This window comes from Paraburkholderia phenazinium (assembly GCF_900100735.1).
Taxonomy (GTDB): domain Bacteria; phylum Pseudomonadota; class Gammaproteobacteria; order Burkholderiales; family Burkholderiaceae; genus Paraburkholderia; species Paraburkholderia phenazinia.
On sequence record NZ_FNCJ01000020.1, the window covers coordinates 115466 to 141527 of the forward strand.

At 62.1% G+C, this 26062-nt stretch carries 18 protein-coding genes; 5 read left to right on the forward strand and 13 right to left on the reverse strand.

Going from position 1 to position 26062, the window contains the following annotated elements:
- Nucleotide 1 precedes the first annotated feature (1 nt).
- The 5 genes from BLQ92_RS32095 to BLQ92_RS32115 form a co-directional block, all read right to left on the reverse strand.
- The gene (locus BLQ92_RS32095) at nucleotides 2-3175 is read right to left on the reverse strand and encodes an efflux RND transporter permease subunit (protein WP_090692057.1); all 3174 of its coding nucleotides are present in this window, start codon (nucleotides 3173-3175) and stop codon (nucleotides 2-4) included.
- Nucleotides 3172-4350 carry an efflux RND transporter periplasmic adaptor subunit gene (locus tag BLQ92_RS32100; protein WP_425194935.1) on the reverse strand — a complete coding sequence of 393 codons (1179 nt, stop codon included), beginning with the start codon at nucleotides 4348-4350 and terminating at the stop codon, nucleotides 3172-3174. The genes BLQ92_RS32095 and BLQ92_RS32100 overlap by 4 nt, the downstream gene beginning before the upstream one ends.
- 1174 nt (nucleotides 4351-5524) lie before the next feature.
- Entirely contained in the window at nucleotides 5525-6130 is a 606-nt protein-coding gene (locus tag BLQ92_RS32105; RefSeq protein ID WP_175772519.1) for a TetR/AcrR family transcriptional regulator, read from the reverse strand.
- A gap of 132 nt (nucleotides 6131-6262) precedes the next feature.
- On the reverse strand, nucleotides 6263-7831 hold the full coding sequence (locus BLQ92_RS32110) for a DHA2 family efflux MFS transporter permease subunit (protein ID WP_090692065.1): 1569 nt from the start codon (nucleotides 7829-7831) through the stop codon (nucleotides 6263-6265).
- Between the two features lie 105 nt (nucleotides 7832-7936).
- On the reverse strand, nucleotides 7937-8602 hold the full coding sequence (locus BLQ92_RS32115) for a DinB family protein (protein ID WP_244106264.1): 666 nt from the start codon (nucleotides 8600-8602) through the stop codon (nucleotides 7937-7939).
- A gap of 107 nt (nucleotides 8603-8709) precedes the next feature.
- On the opposite strand from BLQ92_RS32115, the gene BLQ92_RS32120 reads away from it, so the two are divergent.
- Nucleotides 8710-9246, forward strand: a complete 537-nt coding sequence (locus BLQ92_RS32120) for a TetR/AcrR family transcriptional regulator (protein WP_244896698.1) — start codon at nucleotides 8710-8712, stop codon at nucleotides 9244-9246.
- Here the strand turns inward: BLQ92_RS32120 and BLQ92_RS32125 are convergent.
- Nucleotides 9243-10742, reverse strand: coding sequence for an MFS transporter (locus BLQ92_RS32125; RefSeq protein ID WP_090692075.1), 1500 nt, complete (start codon nucleotides 10740-10742; stop codon nucleotides 9243-9245). The genes BLQ92_RS32120 and BLQ92_RS32125 overlap by 4 nt on opposite strands.
- A gap of 280 nt (nucleotides 10743-11022) precedes the next feature.
- Between BLQ92_RS32125 and BLQ92_RS32130 the strand changes: the two genes are divergently transcribed.
- Together BLQ92_RS32130 and groL are read left to right on the forward strand one after the other, a co-directional pair.
- Nucleotides 11023-11313, forward strand: a complete 291-nt coding sequence (locus BLQ92_RS32130; protein WP_090692080.1) for a co-chaperone GroES — start codon at nucleotides 11023-11025, stop codon at nucleotides 11311-11313.
- Between the two features lie 17 nt (nucleotides 11314-11330).
- A complete protein-coding gene (groL, locus tag BLQ92_RS32135) occupies nucleotides 11331-12971 on the forward strand; it encodes a chaperonin GroEL (protein WP_090692084.1) in 1641 nt (546 codons plus the stop codon).
- Between the two features lie 144 nt (nucleotides 12972-13115).
- Here the strand turns inward: groL and BLQ92_RS32140 are convergent, their stop codons facing one another.
- The 4 genes from BLQ92_RS32140 to BLQ92_RS32155 form a co-directional block, all read right to left on the reverse strand.
- Nucleotides 13116-14486 (reverse strand): LLM class flavin-dependent oxidoreductase, encoded by a 1371-nt coding sequence (locus BLQ92_RS32140; protein WP_090692088.1) that lies wholly within the window; start codon nucleotides 14484-14486, stop codon nucleotides 13116-13118.
- Nucleotides 14486-15748, reverse strand: a complete 1263-nt coding sequence (locus BLQ92_RS32145; RefSeq protein ID WP_090692093.1) for an SfnB family sulfur acquisition oxidoreductase — start codon at nucleotides 15746-15748, stop codon at nucleotides 14486-14488. The genes BLQ92_RS32140 and BLQ92_RS32145 overlap by 1 nt, the downstream gene beginning before the upstream one ends.
- Before the next feature lie 3 nt (nucleotides 15749-15751).
- Complete coding sequence (locus BLQ92_RS32150; protein ID WP_090692097.1) at nucleotides 15752-17005, reverse strand: SfnB family sulfur acquisition oxidoreductase; 1254 nt, start codon at nucleotides 17003-17005, stop codon at nucleotides 15752-15754.
- Between the two features lie 225 nt (nucleotides 17006-17230).
- Nucleotides 17231-18187 carry a sulfonate ABC transporter substrate-binding protein gene (locus BLQ92_RS32155; protein ID WP_090692186.1) on the reverse strand — a complete coding sequence of 319 codons (957 nt, stop codon included), beginning with the start codon at nucleotides 18185-18187 and terminating at the stop codon, nucleotides 17231-17233.
- A gap of 236 nt (nucleotides 18188-18423) precedes the next feature.
- Between BLQ92_RS32155 and BLQ92_RS32160 the strand changes: the two genes are divergently transcribed.
- On the forward strand, nucleotides 18424-19248 hold the full coding sequence (locus BLQ92_RS32160) for a MetQ/NlpA family ABC transporter substrate-binding protein (protein ID WP_090692100.1): 825 nt from the start codon (nucleotides 18424-18426) through the stop codon (nucleotides 19246-19248).
- Nucleotides 19249-19386: 138 nt separating this feature from the next.
- Here the strand turns inward: BLQ92_RS32160 and BLQ92_RS32165 are convergent, their stop codons facing one another.
- The 3 genes from BLQ92_RS32165 to BLQ92_RS32175 all read right to left on the reverse strand — a co-directional run bounded on the left by BLQ92_RS32165 (nucleotide 19387) and on the right by BLQ92_RS32175 (nucleotide 23791).
- Nucleotides 19387-19773: a hypothetical protein gene (locus BLQ92_RS32165; RefSeq protein WP_090692104.1), complete on the reverse strand. Its 387-nt coding sequence runs from the start codon at nucleotides 19771-19773 to the stop codon at nucleotides 19387-19389.
- Nucleotides 19774-19845: 72 nt separating this feature from the next.
- On the reverse strand, nucleotides 19846-21615 hold the full coding sequence (locus BLQ92_RS32170) for a S10 family serine carboxypeptidase-like protein (protein ID WP_090692108.1): 1770 nt from the start codon (nucleotides 21613-21615) through the stop codon (nucleotides 19846-19848).
- A gap of 166 nt (nucleotides 21616-21781) precedes the next feature.
- A complete protein-coding gene (locus BLQ92_RS32175) occupies nucleotides 21782-23791 on the reverse strand; it encodes a S53 family peptidase (protein WP_090692111.1) in 2010 nt (669 codons plus the stop codon).
- A 581-nt stretch (nucleotides 23792-24372) separates the two neighbouring features.
- Between BLQ92_RS32175 and BLQ92_RS32180 the strand changes: the two genes are divergently transcribed.
- A complete protein-coding gene (locus BLQ92_RS32180; protein ID WP_090692115.1) occupies nucleotides 24373-26049 on the forward strand; it encodes a methyl-accepting chemotaxis protein in 1677 nt (558 codons plus the stop codon).
- The last annotated feature ends 13 nt before the right edge of the window (nucleotides 26050-26062 follow it).

Sequence of the window (26062 nt, forward strand, 5' to 3'; positions counted from 1 at the left end):
ATCAAATCTCCGTATGCTCGACGACTACCGGTTGCATCCCGCACTCGTCGCGCCGGACCTTGAAGCACGTCGCGTAGAGTGCCGGCAGAAAGAACACCGTCAGTACCGTGGCAATCGTGATACCACCCATCAACGCAGTCGCCATAGGCCCGAAGAACGCTGAGCGCAAGAGTGGAATCAAGGCGAGCACAGCGGCGGCGGCCGTCAACATGATTGGCCTGAAGCGCCTCACCGTCGCACCGATAATCGCGTCGAAACGCCGTTGCCCCGCCGCAATGTCCTGGTCTATCTGGTCGACCAGAATCACGGAGTTGCGCATGATGATGCCGAACATGGCAATCACGCCGAGCAACGCGACGAAACCAAAGGGCTTGCCGAACAGGAGCAGCGCGGCCACGACGCCGATCAGCCCGAGCGGTGCTGTCAGTACGACAATAAACGTACGCAGGAAGCTCGTCAGCTGGATCATGAGCAGCGTCAGCACGGCGATGATCATGAGCGGCATCTCGGCGTTGATCGAGGTCTGGCCTTTCGCGCTTTCTTCGACTGCGCCACCTACTTCGATGCGATAACCCACCGGCAGTCTGGCTTTTTCGCCAGCAAGCGAGTGCTCGATATCGCGGGTCACGTCGATGCCCTGCGCGTCGCCCCGAATGTCAGCCTGTACCGTGATCGTCGGCTGCCGGTCGCGCTGCCAGATCACACCGTATTCGAGCGTGTCCCGAACGTGTCCGAGAGAACCAAGCGGAACCGGGCCGTTCGGCGTCGGAATCGCGAGGCTCGTGAGCTGCGCGGGATCAACACGCTCGCTCTTCGGCGCACGCAGATCGACGTTGATCAGCTTGTCCCGTTCACGGTACTGCGTGACTGTGTACCCCGAGAGCGTCATGGCGAGGAAGTTCGATACGTCCTCCGATGTGACGCCAAGCTGCCGCGCCCTGTTCTGATCGATCTCGAACGAGATTGACCGTTCCGCCGGCTCGTCCCAGTCGAACTGGACATTGCGTGTGCGGGAGTCGGCGCGAACCTTCTCGGCGACCGTTTCAGAGATGGAGCGCACGGTCGCAATATCGTTACCGCTCACCCGGAACTTGATCGGGAAACCCACGGGCGGACCGTTCTCGAGCCGCGCCACACGCGTGCGCACGCCGGAGAACTCTCTCCCGAGTTTGGCATCGAGCCAGCGCATCAACTCGTCGCGGTTTTCGACGCTTTTTGCCGTGATCACGAACTGAGCAAAGTTAGGCTGCTGAAGCTGCTGGTCGAGCGGAAGGTAAAAACGCGGTGCACCGGTGCCCACAAAGTCGACGAAGTGGTCGATCCCGGGATTGCCGTCGAGCACCTTTTCCAGGCGCTTGGCTTCACGCAGCGTCGCCTCGAACGAAGCGCCTTCCGGCAGCCTAAGGTCCACGAGCAGCTCCGGCCGTTCCGAGTTCGGGAAGAACTGCTGCGGCACGCGCGTGAAGGCCGCCATCGCGATCGCAAAGAGCACGGCAGTGACACTTAGCACGGCCCAACGACGCTCGATACACCACGAGACCCACCCCGACAGGCGTCGGTAGAAGCCGGTGTTGTAAACATCGTGTTCGTGATGGTGCCCGCCACTCTCGTGGCTCTTGCGCTCGGGCAGCATGTGGAAGCCCAGCAACGGGACCAGCACAACGGCCGCGAACCACGAGACGATCAGCGCAATGGCCGACACTTCGAAGATCGATCGCGTGTATTCGCCCGTACTCGATTTCGCGAGCGCGATCGGCAGGAAGCCCGATACCGTCACGAGCGTGCCGGTTAGCATCGGGAATGCCGTGCTCGTGTAGGCAAAGGCCGCCGCGCGCATGCGACTCCACCCCTGCTCGAGCTTCACGGCCATCGTTTCGACGGCGATGATCGCGTCGTCGACGAGCAGCCCCAGCGCGAGTACGAGCGTGCCAAGGGAAACCTGGTCCAGCCCGATATTGAACACATGCATGCACAGCGCCGTCACGGCGAGCACGATCGGAATCGAGATCACCACGACCATGCCGGTGCGCAGGCCGAGCGAAACGAGGCTCACGACTAGCACGATGGCTACCGCTTCGCCGACCGACCTGACAAACTCGTCCACCGAATGCTTGACCGCGTGAGGCATGCTCGAGACGGGAGCCAGTTTGAGTCCTGCAGGAAGGGCCGCCTGCAGTTCAGCGGCTTTCGCGTCGAGCGCCTTGCCGAGGCTGATCACGTCGCCCCCTTTTTGCATCGTTACGCCGATGCCGAGCACCGCCTGCCCCCCGACGCGCATCTGGGTGACGGGCGGATCGTCATAACCGCGCGTGATTTTCGCGATGTCACCGAGGCGGAACACGCGTTTGTTCACGGTGATGAGCGTGTCGGCGAGCGCCTGCACATCCTTGAGCGCGCCGCTCGGTCGCACGAACACCCGGTCGTCCGCCGTCGTAATGGTGCCGACGGGCGCCACCGCATTTTGTGCGTCGATTGCCTGGGCGAGCTGCTGCGGCGTGATAGAGAGCCCCGTTAGCTCTGCATTCGATATCTCGACGAAGATGTGCTGGTCCGGGTCGCCAAAGTAGTCGACCTTGGCGACGCCGGGCACGCGCAGCAGGATGGCGCGCAACTGGTCCGCGTAGTCGTGCAGTTGCGCAGGCGTGAAGCCGTCGCCCTCAAGCGCATAGATGTTTGTGTAGACGTCCCCGAACTCGTCGTTAAAAAGCGGTCCAACCGTCCCCTTGGGCAGCGTCGCCGCGATGTCGCCCACTTTCTTGCGCACTTGATACCAGGTCTCTGGGACCTCTTTGACCGGGGCCGAGTCCTTCATGGCGAAGAAGATCATCGACTCGCCGGGCCGCGAGTAGCTCTTGATGTTGTCGACATACGGCGCCGCCTGCAGCTGACGGCCGATCCGGTCCGTGACCTGTTCCTGCACCTCGCGGGCAGTTGCGCCAGGCCAGTAAGTTTTGACCACCATGGTCCGGAACGTGAAAGGCGGATCCTCCGATTGCGCAAGTTGCGTATAACCGATCACGCCGAACAGGGTTGCAAGCCCGATCAGAAAGATCACGAGCTGCTGATGGCGCAACGCCCACGCGGAAAGATTGAAGCCGTCTTCGCCATGTGCCTCGGCGTCGGACGAGGTGACGGGCGCGCTGCCACGCGCAGTTTCACGGTCGCGTGCGTTCATGACGAAAAATCCTCGGGGTGCAACGGGGCTATCACCTGCACGTGTTCGTCAGCGCTTACTGCGTGCACACCTTGCATCACGACGCGATCGCCGTCGTGCAGGCCGCCGGTGACGGAGACCGTACGCTCGTCGTAGCGCGCGACGCTGACAGGGCGCAGCTCAAGGGTGTCGCTGCTCGCGCGCACCACCCAAACAGCGGGGTCCTCGCCTTTGTGAAAGAGCGCCGTCACAGGCAGCGCGAACGGACGTGCAGTTGGCGCGTCGCCGACCGCATCGAACGTGACAGTGGCCGTCATGCCGAGGCGAACTTCGGGGCTCGGCGTGGCCAGCGTAAGCTTCACGCGCCACGTGCGGCTTTGCGGGTCGGCGGCGGGCGACACCTCGCGCACGCGCGCCTCGAAAGTCTTACCGGGCAGCGCGGACAGACTTACGCGCGCATTGCTGCCGGCCGTCAATGCGCCCAGTGTCTGCTCGGGCGCGTCGCAGACAACATCCACGTCTCCCGACCAGTCGAGGTGATAGACGGCTTGATCTGCCTGAACGTTCTGGCCGGTGTCGGCGTCCTCCGAGGTGATGACGCCGTCGTGGTCTGCCGTGAGCGTGGCGTAGCTCAGGTGATCCGAGGCGAGCGCCATTTGGGCGAGCGCCGAATCGCGCTGCGCGAGGGCGGAAGCATAGGTGTCCTGGGTCTGCTCCATCTGCGCTGTTGCGATCAGGTTTGCCTGCGCCTGAGCGCGGTCGCGGTCGAGCTGCTGCCTGGCGTACACGAGACGATGTTCGGCGGCGTTGAGCTGTGCTCGTGCGTTGACCAGGTTATTGCGCAGATCGGTAGGGTCGAGCAGCGCAACGGCCTGTCCCGCCTTGACGGTATCGCCGATGCGCACGCGCCGTTCGGTGACCTTGCCTCCAACCCTGAACGAAAGAGGCGTGGAATACCGCGCCTGCACCTGAGCCGGCAACGAGGCGCTCGCCGAGCGCCCGTCGGGATGAACCGTGATAGCGACGACGGGCTTGGGCTCGGGGGCGACGGTTTCGCGCGGGTGGCAGGCCGCCAGTAGCAGTGCGCCGCAAGCCGCAATCACAAGACGCCTTCGAAGGAATGGCCGGACGACGATTGACAGGAAGGGGCGCGCAAGCGTCTGCGCGTTAAGACCGGAAAATTTCACGATATTCACAAGGCAGGTGATGGTCCAGCAATAAGATGGGCGAGGCATCGGAAAACACGGTGTGTCTGGCAGCATGCTTTGCGAAGTGCGCGAGCACTTGATCCGGCATACCTACAACTTAGTATTCCTACCCGATTCGTCTAATACAAACCGCTTGCAACTCTTCGCACTTCGTCATAGCACGCGGTCACTTCCTACGAAACAGCTAAAGAACGAGCGTAAAAATGATCCTCGCCCCTAGCCCGGCGCTGGTGGATCTGGACGGCAACGGACGAACCATCTTTAGCGCCGCAACACCCTTTTCCAGGTGCCGTCGCAACTCAATTCGTCTATCCACGCGGTCGCTGATCCGGTCGCAACAGTGACATTACATCCCATAACTGATGATATTGTCAATCATGATTCATAAATCCACAATTCGACGTTACAGAAATCTGGAACCGAGATGCCTGATACCGCGAACTCCCGTTCAACCGGGCAGCGCACAAAAAAGCTGCCAGCTCCGGCCGAGGCGGCGGAAGGGCGCCAGCCGCGCGGCGCCCTTCGCAAGCGAGAGACTCGTGCACGCCTGCTCGATGCAGCGCTCAGGTTAGTGGCCGAAAAAGGGATGGATTCGATGAACAGAACTTCGCCGAGCGCGCTACGACGGTCGTGCTACAAGCGCTCGGACTCAAGCGCGCAGAGGCAGAGAGAATTGCGCGGCTGCCGTTGCCGGGTAAGCCGGAAATCAAGGTCTGCGGAACAAAAACGCACGTCCGATGATTAGACGGACGATCTCCAGCTTCACTTCAGGGCACGGATAGACGCACGGCGAGACGAGAATCGAGGCAGCTGTGAATCGGGGGATACGGCGCTGTGAACATCAATCAAACGCATGGCACCGGTTGATATCGCTCAGTCCCTAAAAGCGCCGTTGCTGTGCTCCCATCGGCGACTGGGACCGCCTGATCAGCCGGAGGGAAATTGGCGGATTTACTAACCAGCTGCACATGGCCCAGGAGCCGTACGAGCTTTTCATCTGCGACGGCGCGCCGCATGCGTTCGGGGAGTTGTTTCCGGCCGCGGCTTTTAGGCCGGCTGCGTCGAGCGCCGCCCGGCAGTACACACCGACAGCAGCATTGCTGCTGTGACGATCAATAAGGAAAATCGCATAGACAAGGACCAGATAGCGCCCAATGCATCACTACCTCCGTGCCCCCGCACAGCGCAGCAACAAATCTTCCACCGTCCGCGCCAGTTGCGCGCGATTCACCCGCTTCTGCTTCAGGTACGCGTTATCAACAACGCTATGAATGCCGGTGAACAGAAACACCGCCGCCGCCCGCGTGTCCACAATCGACCATGCTCCCACCTTCTTGCCCTCACTCAGCATCCGGTGCAGATCGTCGATCACGATGTTGTCGACCAGCCCTTCGCGCGTACGCGGCCACTGGTCCCAAAACAACGCGTCGTGCACGCGGATCGAATCAAGGTAGCCGAGTGCACAAGCCTTCGCCCAGGCAGAAAGCCTGGCGTGCAGATCGTCTTCAGGTTGTTTCGCGACCGCGGCCTGAATGCCGTCCAGCAGCTTGCGGCCGAAACGATCGCCGAGGGCGCCCAGCAGTTCGTCCTTCGACGCAAAATACAGGTAGAACGTGCCCTTCGCCACGTTCGCGCCAGCCGTGATCTGATCGACGGTGGTAGCCGCCACACCCTGCTCGACCAGCAGACTCTCCGCCGCGTTCATGATGTCGTTGCGCCGCTTCTCCGGCGACTTGGTTCTCACATTCTGCTTGGCGACGGTAGGCATCTGACGAACGGGCTCCGACCACATGGGAATAGAGGAAGGAGCATAGCGCATTGCCGATTGCTGCGGCAACACATCGTCCGCTGCAATCGGCAAGCCGTTCACGTGGCTGCCGCAGTAACGGCAAGCGCCGCCTTAGTGTCCGCCGCCGCCCGCACCGGCATCGGTCCTGACGGGCTTGGTGACCCAGATCAGCGGAATGATGACGATGAAGATCACCGCCGACAACCTGAAGATGTCATTGAGTCCCAGCATGGCAGCCTGGCCGTTCAGCGTGCGTTCAAAGAACGCCAGCGCTCGCCCCGGGCCGCCGCCCAAGGTCGACTGCAAGGAATTGATCACACCGAGGAATAACGGATTGTTGATGCTGGCCTGCTCGGTGAGACGGGCGTGGTGCAGGATCGTGCGGTCGTTCCAGCCCGTGCTGAACAACGACGTGCCGACCGCGCCGGCAAACAGACGCACGAAGTTCGACAAGCCCGCTGCTGCCGGAATCTTCTGCGGCGGCAACCCAGACAGGATGATCACCGTCAGCGGCACGAAGAACAACGCCATCGGAATGCCCTGCAGCAGCGTGGGCAGCACCAACGTCCAGGTATCGACGCCGGTGGTGTAGTACGAGCGCATCAGGAACACACCGGCAAAGCCGACGAACGCCAGTGTTGACAGAATACGGACGTCCGACTTCGGCACGAGTTTTCCCATCACCGGTACCAGTACGATCGCAAACAGGCCTAATGGTGCGATCACCAGCCCCGAGTCGATGGAGCGATAGCCGAGATATTGCTGCATCCACTGCGGCAACAGCACCAGGTTGGCAAAGAACACCGCGTAGGCGACTGAGATTGCTGCGGTGCCGCCAAGGAAATTGCGGCCGGCAAACAGCCGCAGATCGATGATCGGGTTGGTCTCCGTCAGTTCCCAGATCACGAACGCCGCAAAGCCGATCGCTGCGACCACGGCCAGCGTGATGATCACCGGCGAGTCGAACCAGTCGAGGTCTTTGCCTTTGTCGAGCATGATCTGCAGCGATGCCACCCAGGTGATCAGCAAACCGAGCCCGACCGCATCGACCCGCACTTTCATGGTTGGCGTTTCCCGCGAGCGATAGATGATCCACGTGACGATGCCGGCAAAAAGGCCAACCGGTATGTTGATGTAGAAGATCCATGACCAGCTATAGCTGTCGGTCATCCAGCCGCCCAGGAGCGGCCCGGCAATCGGCCCGACCGTCGCGGTCATGGCCCATAGCGCAAGCGCCATCGAACTCTTCGACTTCGGATAGGAGCCGAGCAGGATCGCTTGCGAGAGTGGAATCAGCGGCCCCGCCATCGCCCCCTGCAAGATCCGCGCGCCCAGCAGAAAAGGCAGCGTCGGCGCCAAACCGCATAGCCAGGACGCCGCGGTGAACAGCAAAATCGCACTGACGAACAAGCGGATCTGGCCGATCCGCCGCACAAGCCAGCCTGTGAGCGGGATCGAGATGGCGTTGGATGCGGCGAACAGCGTAATGACCCACGTACCCTCGTCGACCGAGACGCCAAGATTGCCTGAGATGGTCGGAATCGCGACGTTGGCGATCGACGAATCGAGCACGGTCATGAAAGTAGCGAGGGCCACCGCGATGGTGGCCAAAACCAGCTTGCCGCCGGTGAGAGGCGGGGGCGGCGGCGGCGGTGCTGCAGGGGGTGATGAGGTGTTCAAGTCGTCTCCAGGGGATCAACGGGCGGTGCGAGCGCATCCCGCCGGGTTGCGGATTGGCTTTCGGCTGGGGTTGCGACAGAAGCTTCGTGAGCGGAACCGGGGGCGTCAGACGTCCCAGAGCAGCAACGCTGCCGCATGGAACATACGGCTGGTCGCGTTCGCCGGCTCCTGCGCGATATGAACCGCGGGCAAAGGCGCCCGGCCACGGAACCGGCGTGAGGGCTCCGTCCTGTGCAGATGCGCGGCGTAGGTGTCGCGGGGCAATGAAATGCTCTCGTCCGATTCACCGGAAGCCTGGGCCATCACGCGCCCTACTTCGCCCCGGTGATATCCACAATGCGTCACCACATGGGTCAGCATCTCTTCGCGGGTCATATACCCGTCGCTGCCATCGGTGAACACAAAGGGGATAGATTCAGAAAGCATGGCCGGACTCACCATCCATAGATAGTCGAGATACCAGCGATCGATAGCGGCAAGACCGGCACGCAGCTCGGCAAGCTCCGGGGTGCCCGGCGTATTGTCCGCCGTGAAGTGATGGCCTTTGCCAAGCAGGTGAGCGGCGAAGATCCGGCTCACCACCAGGCAATGATTCATCAGCCGGATGGCAAAGCGGCGCTCCGCCGGATGATGCTCAGCGCTTAAGCCACTCATTGCTTCCATTAGTTCGCCATTGGCCCACGCTTGATAGCGGAACATCTTGAGCAGTAGTTCACTCGCGCTCATTGTGGCGACCTCCCAATCCGAATAATATGTGAGCTTAGTTTTCACATTATTTCTGGAGGGGCCCTTGCATGTCTACTCGCGTTTCCGATCCTGAAGCCGCCATGCGGAAGAGGCCGCGCCAAGCCCGTTCCCGGGCTACGGTAGAGACAATCGTGGAGGCAGGAACTCGCGTTCTGGATTCTCAGGGGTGGTCGGGATTCACCACCAATGAGGTCGCCGAGGTGGCCGGCATCAGTATCGGCTCACTCTATCAGTACTTCCCGAACAAGCTTGCCTTGGTGGACGCGATCCGCCGCCGTCACTTCGACGACGTCCTGACGGTACTAAGGCGTGCTTGCGAGAGCCGGCGTGGAGCCAGGGATCTGGTCGCTGAGTTCGTGGGCAATATGATCGGCGTGCACAGCAAATATCCGGCCTTGCATCGGACCCTGCGCGACTTGCCGAATCCAGACGGGACGCGATCGACTTTCGAAGCCTTCCAGGAGGAGTATTTGCACCTGTACGGCGCGCTCGTGGCAGTGTTTCAGGGAAACAGAGACGGCAAGGTCAACGAAACGATCGTGCAGATACTGTCGTCCGCGGTCGAGGGCGTGATCCACAACGCCGCTCGACGGGAAGTATTGACGCAGCCCAAGATAAAACGTGAGCTGATCAAGCTGATGTGTTGCTACCTGGACGTGCCTTCCTAGGCAGAGGCGTTTGCCCTGGCGTCGAGCGGATCGACATAGTCCTCCGCATCGATGTCATACCCCGACGGTTCCCAGCGGATCGCCAGCAACACCAGCAGCGAAGTCAACGGTGCAATGGCGATCACCCAGAATACTTTGGTCCCGAGGGCGGCCGCCAGCACCGGAAACAGAAACAGCGATATCGTCGAAGCGGAGCGCACCAGCGTCTGGTTGAAACCCACGCCGATCCCGCGAATCGAGGTCGGATAGCTGAGCGAGGCGTAGGTCATCGAGTGCGACCCCGGCCCGAAGCCCTGCCCGAACAGATAGCCGCCGAGCAGCAGGATAGCCAGCACCACGAGTACACCGCTGCCGGGTTTGCCAATCAAGGCGAGTCCGATCAGGGATGCGAACTGCAGCGAGTGCCCAAGTACGGTCATCTTCCATGCACCCACCGTTGGCGCGGTGCGCACGCCGATCAATCCGCCGACAAACGCGAATGCCAGATTCAGCGTCAGCGCTGCGATAATCGTCGTGAGCGGGCCCTGATGAAAGAAGCTCGCGATGATCACAGGCAGGCCAAAGATGATCGCGTTATAGCCGAATGACGAGGCCGCGCCGATCGTAGCCGCGAGAATCGTCCGGCTGCGATAGGTCTGGTTGAACAGCACGCCATAGTTGCGCCACGACGCGGCGCGCGGCGCCTTGACGGGTGACGTCCCGCGCTCCACCACGGCATCCACGCTATAGGTGCGCTTGAGAATGCGCGCGGCCTCGTCCAGATCGCCCTGATTGGCCGCCCAAACCGGCGACTCGCTGATATAGCGGCTGCGCACGAGAATAATCACGATGGCCGGCACCGCACCGAATGCCAGCGTCAGACGCCACAGCCAGCCCAGTTGATGTTCGGGCAGGATCGCATACAGCCCGAGAATCAGCAGATAGCAGGTGCTGGTAGCGGCATACCACGCCGGGCACCAGGCAGCCACACTGGCCGCCTTGTTGCCCTTGCCTGCCACGCGTGAAAACTCCGCCAGAAACGCCATCGCCACCGGCAAATCAAGGCCGACGCCGAAACCCATCAGAAAACGCGCTCCACCAAGCACCCACGCGTTCGGCGCAAGACCCGCAGCGATGGCCGCGACCACGAAGAACAGCATGTCCGCCATGAAGACGCGATAACGGCCGATCCGGTCGGTCAAATAGCCGCCAAACAGTGCGCCGAGAATGGCGCCGAACGTGATTGCGGAAGAAACGAAGCCCACCTGTACCGGCGAAAGCGAAAACTGGCGCGCGATGTCCTTGATGCCGTAAGCGAGCGAGGTCAGATCGTAGGCATCCAGAAAGACCCCACCCAGCGCAATGGCAATCACGATGCGTGCGTTACTTCCTTGCGCGGCGCCCGCATTGACGATACGCGCGACGTCCTGAGCGGAGCGGATGACGGCGGGACGGGAAGCACTTCCCGCCTCTGCTGGCGTGTCGACGCTGGTCGACGGAAAAGCAACGGTGGACATGATGTCGGATTTCGCACGAGTAGCTGAAGCGTTGCATGGTAGCCATGCACGCCGCATCGGCAAAACGAGGAATTTATATATGCAAATCTGCGTTTGCCGCAGTCACCCACGCTCCGATCGCCCCTTCAATATCTCACCACGGCCCATAACCTAAACAGCAAAACGTGGATAAGCATTTGAGGATTCGTTATTGGAGCGCCCTCCTGCCGGTTCTTATACTCAATCACGGTCAGCACTCGCCAGCGAAGAGTGCCAAATTCTCCACTGCAGGAATATCTAAATGAGCCTACGTCCTTTGCATGATCGCGTGATCGTCAAACGTCTCGATCAGGAGACGAAAACCGCCTCGGGCATCGTGATTCCCGAGAGCGCCGCAGAAAAGCCGGACCAGGGCGAAGTCCTCGCCGTCGGTCCCGGCAAGCGGGATAGCGACGGCAAGCGTATCGAACCGGACCTGAAGGTCGGCGAACGCGTGCTGTTCGGCAAATACGCGGGGCAGCAGGTCAAGGTCGACGGTACCGACCTGCTCGTGCTACGGGAAGAAGACATTGTCGCAGTCGTCCACCAATAACAAGGGAGCGTTACAACATGGCAGCCAAAGAAATCGTCTTTAGCGACAACGCACGTTCGAAACTGGTTGAAGGCGTGAACATCCTCGCCAACGCTGTGAAGGTCACGCTGGGCCCGAAGGGTCGCAACGTCGTGCTGGAGCGCTCGTTCGGCGCACCGATCGTGACCAAGGACGGCGTGTCGGTCGCCAAGGAAATCGAGCTGGCCGACAAGCTGCAGAACATCGGCGCGCAACTGGTGAAAGAGGTCGCCTCGCGCACCAGCGACGCCGCTGGCGACGGCACCACGACCGCTACCGTGCTCGCCCAGGCCATCGTCCGTGAAGGCCAGAAATACGTTGCGGCAGGCCTCAATCCGCTGGATCTGAAGCGCGGCATCGACAAGGCCGTGGTCGCCGCGATCGAGGAGCTGAAGAAAATCAGCAAGCCGACTACCACCAGCAAGGAAATTGCCCAGGTGGCGACGATCTCCGCCAATGGCGAAGAATCGATCGGCCAGCGCATCGCCGAAGCGATCGACCGCGTCGGCAAGGAAGGCGTGATTACCGTCGAAGACGGCAAGTCGCTCGCCGATGAACTCGAAGTGGTCGAGGGGCTGCAGTTCGATCGCGGCTACCTGTCGCCGTATTTCATCAACAACCCGGACAAGCAGGTCGCCGTTCTCGACAACCCGTTCATCCTGCTGCACGACAAGAAGGTGTCGAATATTCGCGATCTGCTGCCGGTGCTCGAGCAGGTTGCCAAGGCAGGCCGTCCGCTGCTGATCATCGCCGAGGATGTCGAAGGCGAGGCACTGGCGACGCTGGTGGTGAACAACATCCGCGGCATTCTGAAGACGGTCGCGGTCAAGGCGCCTGGCTTCGGCGACCGTCGTAAGGCGTTGCTCGAAGACATCGCGATTCTGACCGGCGGTCAAGTGATTGCCGAGGAAACCGGCCTCACGCTCGAAAAGGCGACGCTGGCTGAGTTGGGCCAGGCCAAGCGCATCGAAGTGGGCAAGGACAACACCACGGTGATCGACGGCGGCGGCGACCCGAAGACGATCGAAGCACGGGTGAAGCAGATTCGTGTGCAGATCGAGGAAGCCACCTCCGACTACGACCGCGAAAAGCTCCAGGAACGCGTTGCGAAGCTGGCTGGCGGCGTGGCCGTGATCAAGGTGGGCGGCGCCACCGAGATCGAGGTCAAGGAGAAGAAGGACCGCGTGGACGATGCCTTGCACGCGACCCGTGCGGCCGTCGAGGAAGGCGTTGTGCCGGGAGGCGGCGTGGCGCTGATCCGCGTGCGCAACGCTATCGCCGACCTGAAGGGCAGCAATCCGGATCAGGACGCAGGCGTGAAGATCGTGCTGCGTGCTCTTGAAGAGCCGCTGCGCCAGATCGTCTCGAATGCCGGCGAGGAAGCCAGCGTGGTGGTAGCGAAGGTCTCGCAAGGCAGCGGCAACTTCGGCTACAACGCGCAAACCGGGGAATACGGCGATCTGGTCGAATCGGGCGTGCTCGATCCGACCAAGGTTACGCGCACCGCGCTGCAAAACGCGGCTTCTGTCGCAGGACTGTTGCTGACTACCGATGCAACGGTGTACGAAGCACCGAAGGATGCTGCACAGGCGGCGCCTGCAGGCGGTCCGGGTGCGGGCGGCCCTGGCTTCGACTTCTAAGGCGCCCTGCTTTTATCGGCCCTGCTGTCACGCCGCTGGTTCAGCGGCGTTCAAGGACGCTCATGCCCGCCTCGCGCGGGCATGAGCGCTTGGCGCCTGCGACCAGGGCCGCAAGGCGTCAGGGGTATTTGCGCTGATTTACGCTTAACGGATCTCGGCCGTTTGGCGCCGGAAACTCGCCGCGGCATGCCGCCCAGGCAACTGGTCGCCCTCGCCGAACAACTTGTTGCGCAGCGTACCGTCGCCGTAAGCGGTTTTGTACAGCCCGCGGTTCTGCAACTCCGGCACCACCAGATCGATGAAGTCCTCGTAACTCTCGGGTACGACCGTGCGGCTGAGATTGAAGCCGTCGACGCCGGTTTCCTCGACCCACGCCTGCAGTTCGTCCGCAACCTGAGCAGCGCTGCCGACAATGGCCGGATAGCGGCCGCCCAGCTCGAACATCTCAAGCAGCGTGCGACGGGTCCAGCCGTGCTGCTTCGCCGTGCGCGTCGCCGATTCGATCGCGTTGGTGGGAGCATAGTCGACCGGCGCGTCGAGATCGTATTGCGCGTAGTCGATGCCGGTACTAGCCGCGAAATGCGCGAGCCCTGCTTCACGGCTCGCATAACGCAGGTAGTCGGCGTATTTCTCGCGCGCCTCCTGTTCGGTGTTGCCGGTCACCACCGCCGCCCCCACGAAAATCTTGACGTCGTCCGGTTGCCGCCCGGCCTGCACCAGTTGCTCGCGCAACGTGCACACCGTCTCGCGTCCGACCGCCCGGTTCGGCGGCGAGATAAAGACGCATTCGGCGTGCCGCGCCGCAAAGTGCTGGCCACGCCCGGAGCTGCCCGCCTGGAACAACACCGGCGTGCGTTGCGGCGACGGCTCGGCGAGGTGGTAGCCCTCGACGTTGTAGTAGCGCCCCGCGTGCTTTACCTGATGCACCTTGGCCGGATCCGCATAGAGGCGGCCGGCCTTGTCGCGCAGCACCGCGTCGTTTTCCCAACTGCCTTCCCAGAGCTTGTAGAGAATCTCGAGATACTCGTCCGCGCGCTCGTAACGCTCGTCGTGCGGCAGTTGCTCGTTGAGCCCCATCGCCCGTGCCGCGCTGTCGAGGTAGCCGGTCACGATGTTCCAGCCAATCCGCCCTTGCGTCAGATGATCGAGCGTCGAAAAGCGCCGTGCGAGCAGATAAGGCTGCTCGTAGGTGAGATTGACCGTCACGCCGAAGCCCAGGTTCTCGGTCACCGCCGCCATTGCCGACACCAGTAGCGTGGGGTCGTTGACCGGCAACTGGATCGACTCGCGCAAGGTGACGTCCACGTTGTGCTGGTAGACGTCGTAGACGCCCACGATGTCGGCCAGAAACAGGCCGTCGAACAGTCCGCGCTCGAGCGTGCGTGCCAGGTTGGTCCAGTACGGCAGCAGGCGATAGTCCGTCGAGCGGTCGCGCGGATGGGTCCACAGGCCATGGTTGATATGGCCGACGCAGTTCATGTTGAACGCGTTGAGCAGAATCTGTTTCTTCGCCATCACAAGGCTCCGTGCCGCGGCGGCAGCTTGTCGTTGAGATAGAAGTTGCCCACCGCATGATACTTCCAGCGCACCGGATCATGCAGTGTGTGGGTGCGCGCGTTGCGCCAGAAACGGTCGAGGCCGAGGCCATCGAGCGTGGCAGCGGTGCCGGCCAGTTCGAACAGGCGCGAGCCCGCGTCCAGCGACACGGTGGTGGTCAGCGCCCGCGCCTCGGCCACGGCGACCGATGCCTCCGCCACCGAGCGATCGGTGGAGTTCGCCTGGGCTGCGTCGACGAAGCGGCCCGCGCGGCGCAGCAACGCCTGCGCCGCGCGCAGGCGCACCGCAAGATCGCCGAACTGCGCGATGGTCAGCGGATCGTCGGCGGCACGCTCGACCTTCGCGTCGATCCATGGCCGCGAACGCTCGCGCACGAACTGCAAGCCGGCATCGAAGGCACCGCGTGCCTGGCCTAGATCGATCGCCGCGTGGATGATCTGCGCCAGCGGTCCGATTGTGGTGGCTCGCTCGAACGAGACCTGAAACGGCACGACCCACTCCGGCTCGACACGCACATGCTCGAACTGCACCGAGCCGCTGCCGGTGACGCGTTGGCCGAAACCATCCCAATCGTCGGTGACCGTCACGCCTGGCGTGTCGCGTGGAATGAAGGCCAGATAAGTGACGTCGCGGCCTCCATCATCTGCCACCACCAGCGTGGGAATCCAGTGCGCGTAGAGTGCACCGGTGCAATAGAACTTTCTGCCATCGACATGCCAGCCATCGGCCCCGCGCGTGAGCCGCGTGCGGCGCTTGAAATCCTTGTGGCCGATTTCGGCGAGTGCGTTGCCGAAGCGCTCGCCCGCCAGCACGCGTTGATAGAAAAAGCGCTGTTGCTCGACGCTGCCGCCAACCCGCAGCACTTCGAGCGCGTAGAAATGGTTCTGCGGAATCTGGCCGAGCGAGCCGTCCGCCGCCGAGATAATCGCGCTCACTTCGGCAAGCGTGCCGTTGCGCACGCCTGCACCGCCGAATTCGCGTGGCACGGTGATGCCCCACAAACCGCTCGCGACGAACGCATCGAGCTCGGCCCACGGCAGCCGGCGTTCGCGATCGCGTAGCGCGGCTTCGGGTGCGAATTCCGCAGCGAGGCGCCGCGCGCTCAGCAGAGCCTGCGCGTCGTCAGTAATCAAATCAGGAGTCACAGGCGGGCGCAGTTCGGCAGGCAGTGAATTCGCCGCCACCTCGGCGCGTGTTTCTACAGAGAGATCGAGAGTCATGTTTCAATTCCACGAATGACGCGCGGGCAGCACGTGATTCAGGTGATAGTTGCCAAGCAGATGCAACTTCCAGCGAACCGGATCGTGCAGCGTATGGGTGCGGGCATTGCGCCAATGGCGGTCGAGGTTGTGTGCTGCGCGCGTGGAGGCGGAACCGGCCAGCTCGAACAGCTTTTCGCTCGCTTCCAGCGCGATGCGGGTGGTCAGGATCTTCGCTTCGGCCACCGCGACTGAGGCGCGTGCGCTCGCCTCAGCGTCGATCGATTCATAAGCGGCGATGGCGTCGAGCGTGTGCGCTGTCTCCTGCAGCACCTCATGCGCGGCGTGCAGGTCGATCTGCAGACGGCCGACGTCTGCGATGATGTACGGGTCGTCGGTCGCATGTTCGAGGCCCGAATCGACCCACGGACGAGCACGTTCGCGAACGAAGGCGAGCGTATCGGCAATCGCCGCTTGCGCAATGCCTTGATCGATCGCGGCCTGGATCAACTGCGAGTTGGGTCCGAACAGGCCCGGACGATCGGCGAGTTGCCAGACCGGCAGCACGTCTTGCGGATCGACCGGCACCTGCTCGAACGTCACCGTGCCGCTAGCCGTCGTGCGTTGGCCGAACGAACTCCAGTCGTCCACCACCGTCAGGCCCGGTGCATCGCGTGGCACCCAGACTTGCACGGCGCGGCCTTCGTCGTCCGTTGCGCGGGCTGGAACGCGATGCGCAAACAGCGCACCGGTCGAATAGAAACGCTGGCCGTTCAGGCGCAAGCCATCGGGAGTCGAGGTGAGGCGCGTCGTACCCTGAAGAATCGTGTTGACGCTCGCCGAGCGGCGTTCCGGACCGGCATTACCGAGCCGCTGGCCGGCCAGCACCTCGCCATACAAGCGAGCTTTCTGCGCCGGCGTGCCGATCTCGCGCAGCACGCCCAGCACACCGAAATGGTTCTGTGGAATCTGGCCCAACGCCGGATCGGCCGCACACAGGATCACAAAGACTTCCGCCAGGGTTGCATACGACACGTCGGCGCCGCCGTATTCGCGCGGCACCGTGATCGCGCCCAGGCCGCTGTCGGACCAGAGATCCAGTTCGGCCCAGGGCAGCAGGCGTTTGCGGTCTCGCTCGGGTGCGCCTGCGGCGAACTGTTCAGCCAGGGTGCGCGCGGCAGCGAGCGCTTGCGCATCATCGGCAATGCGCTGCACGCGCGCTGGGTCGGGGCGCCGCGGTAGAAGCGCCGCGGCAGAAGAAGACTCGAGAGTGGACATGATGGTTCGTACCGACAGAGGTGACACCCGTCCGCCCGCAGCGCTTCACTCCCTTTTGACGGAGAGGCGCACAGCCTGCGTAACGCTTGTGGCGAACAGGTTGAACCGTCTATTGGAACAGCCGGGGCTCGCCACGCCTACTATCGAATTGGAACTTGCTTATGAGGAATCGCGCTTTTCCGATCGCGCCCCGTCACGGAGCGCTACGGGTGTGCCCGCCGCCACTCAGGCTAGCGTGGCGTCCTTCGTGACGATCTTGCGCGGAATCAGCTTCAACTCGTAGAAGGTGTCCGCAATTCGTTGCTGTTCCGCGAGCACCTCGGCGTCGATCGGCTTGTAGACGTGCGCATAGTGCTCAAGACCGATTTGAATGACCGAGGCGTCGATCCCTTGAATGGGCGCGAGCTCGGCAGCCGCCGCAGCCGTGTTCTGCTTCACCCATTGCCCTTCCTTGCCGAGTTCGTCCATGACGAGCGCGATCACGTTCTGGCGCTTTTGCGCGAACTCGCGCTGGCTGAGAAAGAACTCGTGATGACTCGCGACGCCCTGCGCATCGGCCAGCAGGCGCGCGTTGCCCTGCGTCTGCGCGGAGGCAAGAAACGGATCCCAGATCGCCCATGCGTCGACTGCGCCCTGCTCGAGAGCCGCGCGCGCATCGGCGGGCGCCAGATAGACGGGCTGGATATCGCCGAAGTCGAGACCGTTCTTGCGCAGCAGCGCGACAATGAACCAGTGCACGTCCGAACCCCGATTGAACGCGATCTTCTTGCCCTTCAAATCGGTCACTGCCTTGATAGGCGAGTTCTTAGGGACGACGACGCCTTCAGCATGAGGCGTTGGAATTTCGTATGCGGTATAGACGAAGTCCGCTCCCGCGGCCTGCGCGAACACCGGTGGCGCCTCGCCGACATAACCGAAATCGATTGCACCGACGTTCAGCCCCTCCAGCAACTGCGGCCCCGCCGGAAACTCGTTCCACGAGACCTTGATGCCAAGCGGCGCGAGCCGCTTTTCCAGCGCGCCATGCGCTTTTAGCAGCACGAGCGTGCTGGCGGATTTCTGATAGCCGATCCTGAACTGGTCGGGCTGGAACTTGGCCCACGCTGGCAATGTGGCGCCTGCCAGAGTCGCGCCCAAGGCGCCAAGGAAAGCCCGGCGGCCCGGGAGTGTCGAGTGGTTCATCGTCGCGCGTCCATGATTGATGCTTACGTTTCCAATGCAGCCAGAAATCTTACGCGACATGCTCGATGCATCGAAATGATCTTTCGCGGTAAGCAAATATCCGCTTGTGGATAGAGCGGGTTCGCGCTTTTCTTATATGCCCTGGCGGATTTAGTAACGAACGGAAAAGTATTTGCCAGCGAGCTTCCTGGTTACATAGGATTCGGCCATCATCAACCACATGACTACTGTGTCTCATGAATAAAAGAAATCTGCTGAAAACCGCGCTGGCCACCGTTGTGTTCGGCCTGGGTGTCGCCACCTCGCAACTCTCGGTGGCTGCACCGCAAACCTTGCGCGTCGGCATCATGTCCGGTGAAGATGAGGACGTCTGGCGCGTGGTCGCCGCGAACGCCGCCAAGCAAGGCCTCACCATCAAGATCACGACGTTCTCCGATTACACGCAACCCAACGAGGCGCTCTCGGAACACGACCTGGACGCCAATTCGTTCCAGCACAAGCCGTATCTCGACGCGCAGGTCAAGGCGCGCGGCTACAAGATCGTGCCGGTGGGCTTTACCTACGTGCAGCCGATTGGCCTGTACTCGCGTAAGGTGAAGTCGGTGGCCGATATTCCGGATGGCGCCACCATCGCCGTGCCGAACGATCCGAGTAACGAAGGACGCTCGCTGCTGTTGCTGCAGGCACAGCATCTGATCACGCTGCGCGCCGATGTCGGCCTGCTGCCGACTGCCCGCGACATCGCGGACAACCCGAAGCACATCCACATCAAGGAACTCGACGCGGGTATCGTCGGCCGTGCGATCGGCGACGTGGACGCTGCTGTGATCAACACGGACTGGGCCATCAAGGCCGGCATCAAGATCCCGCAGGAACGGATCGCACAGGAGCAGGTGAACGGCAATCCGTACCGCAACTTCCTCGCTGTCAACGAGAAAGACGCGAATTCGCCGTGGGTAAAGACACTCGTGCAGAGTTATCAGCAGCCGAACGTGGCGGCGGAAATTCTGAGTGTCTATCACGGTGCGACGCTGCCGGCGTGGAATGAGGCAAGCCACTAAGCGCAGCGTCAGCGCAAAGCCTTAACGACTTTTTTAAACAAAACGGAGGACCGTCAAACGACGGCCCTCCGTTCCAGGCAATACTCACTACCTCAGCGCTGCGGCCCGCCTACCAGGCCAAACCGCAGCGCCCCGCCCTCACTTCTGCTGCTTCAAATACTGCTGCACATCCTTCATCGTCACCGTACCGCTACGCGCGGTATCGATCTGATCGAAGTGCGCCGCCACATAACCAAGCCCGGCGGTTTGCGCCTGGGCCTTCGTAATGGCAGCACCGTTCTGCAGCGCCCCTTCCTCACCGAGACTGCTGACAAGACGCTGTTGCGCTTGACGTTGCAGCGTGACACCCGTAGTGGGCGCCGTCGCCGCGTTGTGCGCACGCGGAAAGAACGGACCATCGACACCGCCGCCGTTCGCCGGCACCGCATCGGAGACCGACTGCACCGACGTGGCGTAGGCACCAGCCGCAGCGCCGCACAGAACCGTTGCCGCAGCCACGTACCGCAAGACAGGAATAAAACGCATGAGATGACTCGCAAGAAAAGCGAGCTGGCTGCCCTTTCACCACAGCCGGCTCAGTGTGAACTCAGTGTGAACTTAAGGAGCAACTTTCATCGCGGCGAGCGTCGGCGTCCCAGCGGGACTTTCGTCCGACCACGCAGCGGGCAGATTGGCGAGCGACAGCGCCCCGCCGATCGGCGTACCCGAGAAATACGTCTTCAGGTCTGCCTTCATCTGCGGCCGCGCGTTGTTGTCCAGGTAGATCATGTGGCCGCCAGGATAGAACGTGACCTGCAGGTTCGCGTTCAGGCCGGAAACCGTCTGCAGACGCGCCAACTGGTTCTCAGTCAGGAAATACGGCGTCGCCAGATCGTGATAGCCGTTCTCCGACAACACCTTCAACTGCGGATTCAGCGTAAGCGCCGCCAGCAGGTCCGGAATCGTATCCGGCACAGCCTGGCCGCCGTGGCTGAAGTCCCACGAGCCGATGATGTCGTTGTTCAGCGTCTGATACGTCGCGTTCGGCGCGTTGTAGCCGAGATACGCCGGCATCTGCGTGGCGAGCGCCGTAGTGAACGGCTGCGAGATCAGGATGTCCGACGGATCCCCATCAGCCACCAGGCGCGGATCGCTGCTCGGCAGCAAGACACGGCCATCGTAACGGCCGATCGTCGAACCCGGCACCAGCGAAGTGCCGTAGTACGCGTTGCCGAAGTACGCATTCAGCGCTTGCGGCGACACGTTCGTGAGGCTCGACCACGACGCGATCGTGTTGTTGCTCGGGAACACCGGCGGCGTGGTGAGTACCGGCGAGCCAGCGAAGTTGTTGGTCGGACCATACTGGGAGAGCGACGCATACTGCGTGGTCACGAAGTTCTGGATCTGTTGCGCGTACGCACCCAGATTGGTCGGCGCCGGCGAGACCTGGTTGAAGTACGCGGCAACCTGTGCGTAGGTCACAAAGTAGCCGATCATCGAATCCGTGCTGTATTTCAGCTCGATCGGGTAGTCGGCAGCATTGCTGTTCGTGATGGCATTCGTTTCGCCCACGTCCGCGAAGTAATTCAAAATGGACGATTGCAGCACGATCCCGGTCAGATGAACCCCGGCCGACTCCAGAGAGAGCGCCAGCATGTTGGTGCGCGGCGTGCCATACGACTCGCCGTACAGATAGATCGGCGAACTGTTGCGGTTGTTCACCGTCAGGTAGCGCTGGATGAAATCGCGCATCACCCGCACATCCGGATCCGCGCCCCAGAAGGTCTGGTTGGTATTCGGCGCGATCGCTTCGGACAGACCCGTGCCCGGGGGATCGATAAACACCATGTCGGTGGTGTCGATCAGGCTTTCCTGATTGTCGACCAGCGGGAAGTTCGGCCAGTTGGTCATCTGCGGGTCAGGCGTCGCGACGCGGGTCGGCGCGAACGAGCCAAGCCGCAGCCATACGGACGACGAGCCGGGGCCGCCGTTATAGAAGAACGTGACCGGACGCGGTGCACCGTTGGTCGAAGGAGCGGTGTACGCCACGTACGACATCGTCGCCTGTGGATTGCCGTTCGGATCGCTGGCGGTCAAGTGGCCGGTGGTGGTCGTGTAGTTGACCGTCGTGCCGCCGACGCTCCATTGATGATGCGTGATGGCCGCCTTTTCGGCAACCTGAGCGGCGCTCAGGCTGTCGCCGCCCTTGGGCGAATACGCGACCGGATCGGTGAACGTCTGGTCGGCCTGAGTCGGCGTATCGTTGCTGCCGGAGACGCCGCCGCCGCAACCCGCGGTTGCGAGAATCCCGGCGGCCAATGCCACTTCCGCGATGCGCCGGACCTGACCCGCCCAAACGGCAGGCACTCCTCGTTGTGTTTCTTTCATCTTCGTCCTGTTTTTAGTGGTACGAAACAACCCCTGCTCTGCTTTAACGCTGCACTGCTACTGCGTGCTACTACCACGTGCCGCTATTGCGGCGTCCCGGGCGCCCCGCCGTGCTGCTGACGGGAACGCCCGGGATCCACCCAACCGCTTCTGCTGAAACGCTTCGTTAAGCCGTTGTCGAGGAGGAGCCCGACAGCAGATCCCACCAGCTGTGCAGCAGGCTGGCGATCATGCTGAACAGGTCCGCCGGGCTGCCGGTATCGCTGCTGCCGCTGTTGCCGCTGTTGCCGTTCGAGGCGCTCGCCGGTGCCGAACCGAAGTCCGTATTCAGCTGTGCGATGTTGAAACTGCCCCAGCCCGTGTCGAAGTCAAAACCCGTCGTGGCGCTGTAGCCATACGTGACGCCGTTCTGGGTGATGCCGTTGTTACCCGACACGACGCTGTGCACGAGGCTCGGATCGGACGACGCCCGGCTATAGATCGTCGAGGCGGGGAACGCCAGCCCGTTGTTGTTGGCCGACTGCACGCGTGCCCAGATGCCGGAGAAGATCGGCGCCGCGAGGCTCGTACCGCCAACCACGTTCGAATCGTTCGGACCGTAGCCGGGGATCGTGCCGGTGGTTTGCCCCGCATAGACCAGAATCGCGCCGCTGGCACTGTCCGCATCGAAGCCGATATCCGGCACGGTGCGTTGCTGGTTGCCGGTGACGGACGACTGCCAGCTCGGCGCCGTTTCGTACTGGCTCACCCCGCCGCCCGTGGCCCACAGCGCACCCGTGTTGTCGAGCCCGGAGTTCCAGACGGTTTCGTGGTCGTATTGGCCGTTGGTCGTGTAGAGCGACGTACCGCCCACCGCGATCACATAGGGCGAAGTCGCCGGTTCGCCGACGCTATAGGTGCTCAGGTTCGACGGCGGCACGCCGTTCTGGCATTCGTACACGCCGTGGTCGCCTGCCGCGACCGAGAACGTCTGCCCTTGCGCCATCCCCACCTTGAAGATCGCATCGTCGGCGGACTGCGAACCGCCTTGCTGCGCGTCGGCCTCGCAGACACCCAGCGACACGTTGATCACCTTGGCGATGTTGTCGGTGACCGCCTGGTTATAGGCAGCCGTGATGTCGCTCAGATTCATCGACGGCGCGTCGTAGAACATCAGCTGATTGACTGCACCGCCCGCGGCGCCGACGATCGACTGGCTGTCCAGGTTCCATTCGACCGTGCCGGAGGTATCGCTGTAGTCGCTACCCGACGCGCCGGTTTGCACGACATTGGTCTGCACTGTGCCGAGCGAGTTGTTGCTGGTGAAGGTCTGCAGATCTGATAAGGTCTGCGTAAGATCGCCTTCAGAAATAATGCCGATCGTCGTGCTTGAAGCCGTCGGCGTGCTGCCGGCGCCATACAGGCTCGAAAATTCGACCGGATTGTGCGGGGTCACGACGGCCTGGGCAGCCTGGGCGGTCGCGCTCTTGCGTGCCGACAGCGCGACGCTTGCGCCCGGCTGGGCCGGCTTGGCAAGGTGATAGTTGGTATGGGCGGTCACGACGTTCTGCAAGCCGAGCACCGTATCGACCACATCGGCGAGAGCAGAGGGCACCTGGGCATCGCTCGAGTTAGCGTAGACCTGGCGGCCGGCGTCGTTAAACTGCACGAGGCTCGTGTTGAACGCCGCCTTTGCCGTTGCTGCTGTACCGTCGGCCGTCACCAGCATCCGGTTCTTCGCCACCTGGACGTTCGTGAAGCCAGCCTGAATCAGGTAGCGCTGGACCGCCGCCACTTGCGCCTCGGTCGGCGCGTAGGTGTCGAGCACCTGTTGCGGCGTCAGATATTGGCGGAAATTCGGGCTGCCGGGTTGATTGACCTCATGAATAAACTTTTCCAGAGCCTGCTGATTACGCAGTTTCAGCGTGACTACGACATGTAATGGTTTATTCGCGGCCACCGCGGCAGTCGCATTGGAAGCGGCCTGCGGTGCGACCAATACACCACTCGCCAAAGTATTCTTTTGCGGTGCAATAAATGCACGGGTTTTAGTGGAAACCCAGTCCTGTGAATTGACCTGGGCGTGAGCCGCCGAAACCAGAAGGCCGCCCGAAGATAATCCGATTAACGATAAAACCGAGATACGACGCGTTGCTGTCGAAAAACGTGCAACAAAAGACGATGCCTGTATTGGCATAATGCCTCCTCGTGAGAACAAGCGGCCACCTGCTGACCAGCACGGTAGTGCTGGGCTAACAAAATGTATTGAATTACGTGAGATACACGCTCTCCATCACACCTATCCCCGAAGCTTGTAATTTTTAGTAATTGGGATATTAGCGGAACCGTTTGAACTGGCAAGACGCCAATAAAGATTTTACATAGGTAAAATTCTCGTGCGTTTTGAATCGTGAAGCGCCTTACATTTGATAATCCAGAAGATTTCTATTCGACTTGAATGATCGGTTTTAAATTCCGATATTCGGGTAATCCCGCATGTAATCATTACCTTGCGATTTGTGATAAGAAATCCACAGAAACGGGATTTGCCTGAGCAGGCACTGCCGCCGGATTGAGGCTGCGCGGCAAGGTGCGTTCCGGCTCGCCCGCCGCACCCAAAGCTGCCCCCTGCCAGCCCAATCTGGCACAATTTACCCTCACAATTCCTCTGATGGCCCTTCCCGCCATCGGTGTAGCGTCATATGCTTGCCCGAATCGGGCGAATCCGTGCGTTCAGCGCAGCGCCCCGCGTATCAATCCGTCAGAGAGACATCGAACATGGCCACCGTCACGCCACGCGCAAGCAACGCCAACCTGTCGGGCTTGCTCAGCAGCGGCAGGCTCACCCTCGGCACGCGCATCGTGCTCAGCTTCGGCGCGCTGTTCCTGCTCATGGTCGTGATGGCCGTGATTTCCTATACGCGCCTGCGCGCCATCGACGATGAGGCCGTGAGCCTGCGCCGCGATTCAGTGCCCGGCCTGTACTACGCCACGGCGCTGCGCGCGGCGTCGAACCAAAGCTATGCCGCCCTCGAACGGGCTCTCTTCGTCGACCCCGACACGCCCAGCATGATGCGCGACCTCGACCTCCTGCCGGACTCCCTGCGCGACTTCGACAAGGTCACGGCCGACTACCAGACCACGGTCTTCCGCGACGACGACCGCGAACGCTTCAACAGCTTCAAGACCGCCTACGACCAATACATCCAGCTCTTCAACGACGCGGCGAATCAGGCCCGTACCTCGCGGCCGGCCGCCCAGGCGGACTTCGTCCATCTGACGCCCGCATGGGACAACGTGATTCGCGCCGCCAACGCACTGGTCGCGGAAAACCACTCGCAGGCCGACGACTCCGCTGAGCTGATCCGCAACTCAGTCACCGGCACCGAAGTCACGCTGGCCACCGCTCTCGGCATCGTGCTGCTGGTCGCGCTCGTGACCGGCTATACGTTGTTTCGCGCCGTCACGGTGCCGATGGCACGGCTCGTCGAAGTGCTCGACATCATGCGTACCGGCAATCTGGCGCAGCGTCTGAACCTGCGCCGCAGCGACGAGTTCGGCACGCTGGAGAACGGTTTCAACCGCATGGCGGAAGAATTGACGAGCCTGGTGTCGCAGGCGCAGAAGTCGTCGCTGCAGGTCACGACTTCGGTCACCGAGATCGCCGCCACCTCCAAGGAACAGCAGGCCACGGCGAGTGAAACCGCCGCGACCACGACCGAGATCGGCGCCACCTCCCGCGAAATCTTTGCGACCTCGCGCGACCTGCTGCGCACCATGAACGAAGTGGCCGGCGTGGCGGAGCAATCGGCGACGCTGGCGGGTGCAAGCCAAAGCGGCCTGACGCGCATGGAAGACACCATGCGCAGCGTCATGGAGGCGGCCGGTTCGGTCAACGCCAAGCTGTCGATCCTCAATGAGAAGGCCGTCAATATCAATCAGGTGGTGGCGACCATTACCAAGGTGGCCGATCAGACCAACCTGCTGTCGCTGAACGCCGCGATCGAAGCCGAAAAGGCTGGCGAATACGGCCGCGGTTTCGCAGTGGTCGCCACCGAAATCCGCCGGCTTGCCGACCAGAACGCCGTGGCGACCTACGATATCGAGCAGACCGTCAAGGAAATCCAGTCGGCGGTCTCAGCCGGTGTGATGGGCATGGACAAGTTCTCCGAGGAAGTGCGCCGCGGCATGCGCGACGTGCAACTGGTGGGCGGCCAGCTCTCGCAGATCATCAATGAAGTACAGACGCTCGCGCCGCGCTTCCAGCTAGTCAACGAGGGCATGCAGACCCAGGCCACCAGCGCGGAGCAGATCACCCAGGCGCTGTCGCAACTGTCCGAGGCCGCGCAGCAGACCGCCGAGTCGCTGCGTCAGTCGTCGCAGGCGATCGACGACCTCACGCTGGTCGCCAATCAGTTGCGCACCGGGGTGTCGCGCTTCAAGATCGACGCTTGACGACTATCTTGCG

Coding starts and splice junctions, on each gene's coding strand:
- BLQ92_RS32180 (WP_090692115.1), top strand. CDS start 24,373: ATGGCCACCGTCACGCCACGCGCAAGCAACGCCAACCTGTCGGGCTTG.
- BLQ92_RS32125 (WP_090692075.1), bottom strand. CDS start 10,742: ATGTCCACCGTTGCTTTTCCGTCGACCAGCGTCGACACGCCAGCAGAG.
- BLQ92_RS32155 (WP_090692186.1), bottom strand. CDS start 18,187: ATGAACCACTCGACACTCCCGGGCCGCCGGGCTTTCCTTGGCGCCTTG.
- BLQ92_RS32130 (WP_090692080.1), top strand. CDS start 11,023: ATGAGCCTACGTCCTTTGCATGATCGCGTGATCGTCAAACGTCTCGAT.
- BLQ92_RS32095 (WP_090692057.1), bottom strand. CDS start 3,175: ATGAACGCACGCGACCGTGAAACTGCGCGTGGCAGCGCGCCCGTCACC.
- BLQ92_RS32165 (WP_090692104.1), bottom strand. CDS start 19,773: ATGCGTTTTATTCCTGTCTTGCGGTACGTGGCTGCGGCAACGGTTCTG.
- groL (WP_090692084.1), top strand. CDS start 11,331: ATGGCAGCCAAAGAAATCGTCTTTAGCGACAACGCACGTTCGAAACTG.
- BLQ92_RS32150 (WP_090692097.1), bottom strand. CDS start 17,005: ATGTCCACTCTCGAGTCTTCTTCTGCCGCGGCGCTTCTACCGCGGCGC.
- BLQ92_RS32175 (WP_090692111.1), bottom strand. CDS start 23,791: ATGCCAATACAGGCATCGTCTTTTGTTGCACGTTTTTCGACAGCAACG.
- BLQ92_RS32170 (WP_090692108.1), bottom strand. CDS start 21,615: ATGAAAGAAACACAACGAGGAGTGCCTGCCGTTTGGGCGGGTCAGGTC.
- BLQ92_RS32140 (WP_090692088.1), bottom strand. CDS start 14,486: ATGGCGAAGAAACAGATTCTGCTCAACGCGTTCAACATGAACTGCGTC.
- BLQ92_RS32160 (WP_090692100.1), top strand. CDS start 18,424: ATGAATAAAAGAAATCTGCTGAAAACCGCGCTGGCCACCGTTGTGTTC.
- BLQ92_RS32145 (WP_090692093.1), bottom strand. CDS start 15,748: ATGACTCTCGATCTCTCTGTAGAAACACGCGCCGAGGTGGCGGCGAAT.
- BLQ92_RS32105 (WP_175772519.1), bottom strand. CDS start 6,130: ATGCCTACCGTCGCCAAGCAGAATGTGAGAACCAAGTCGCCGGAGAAG.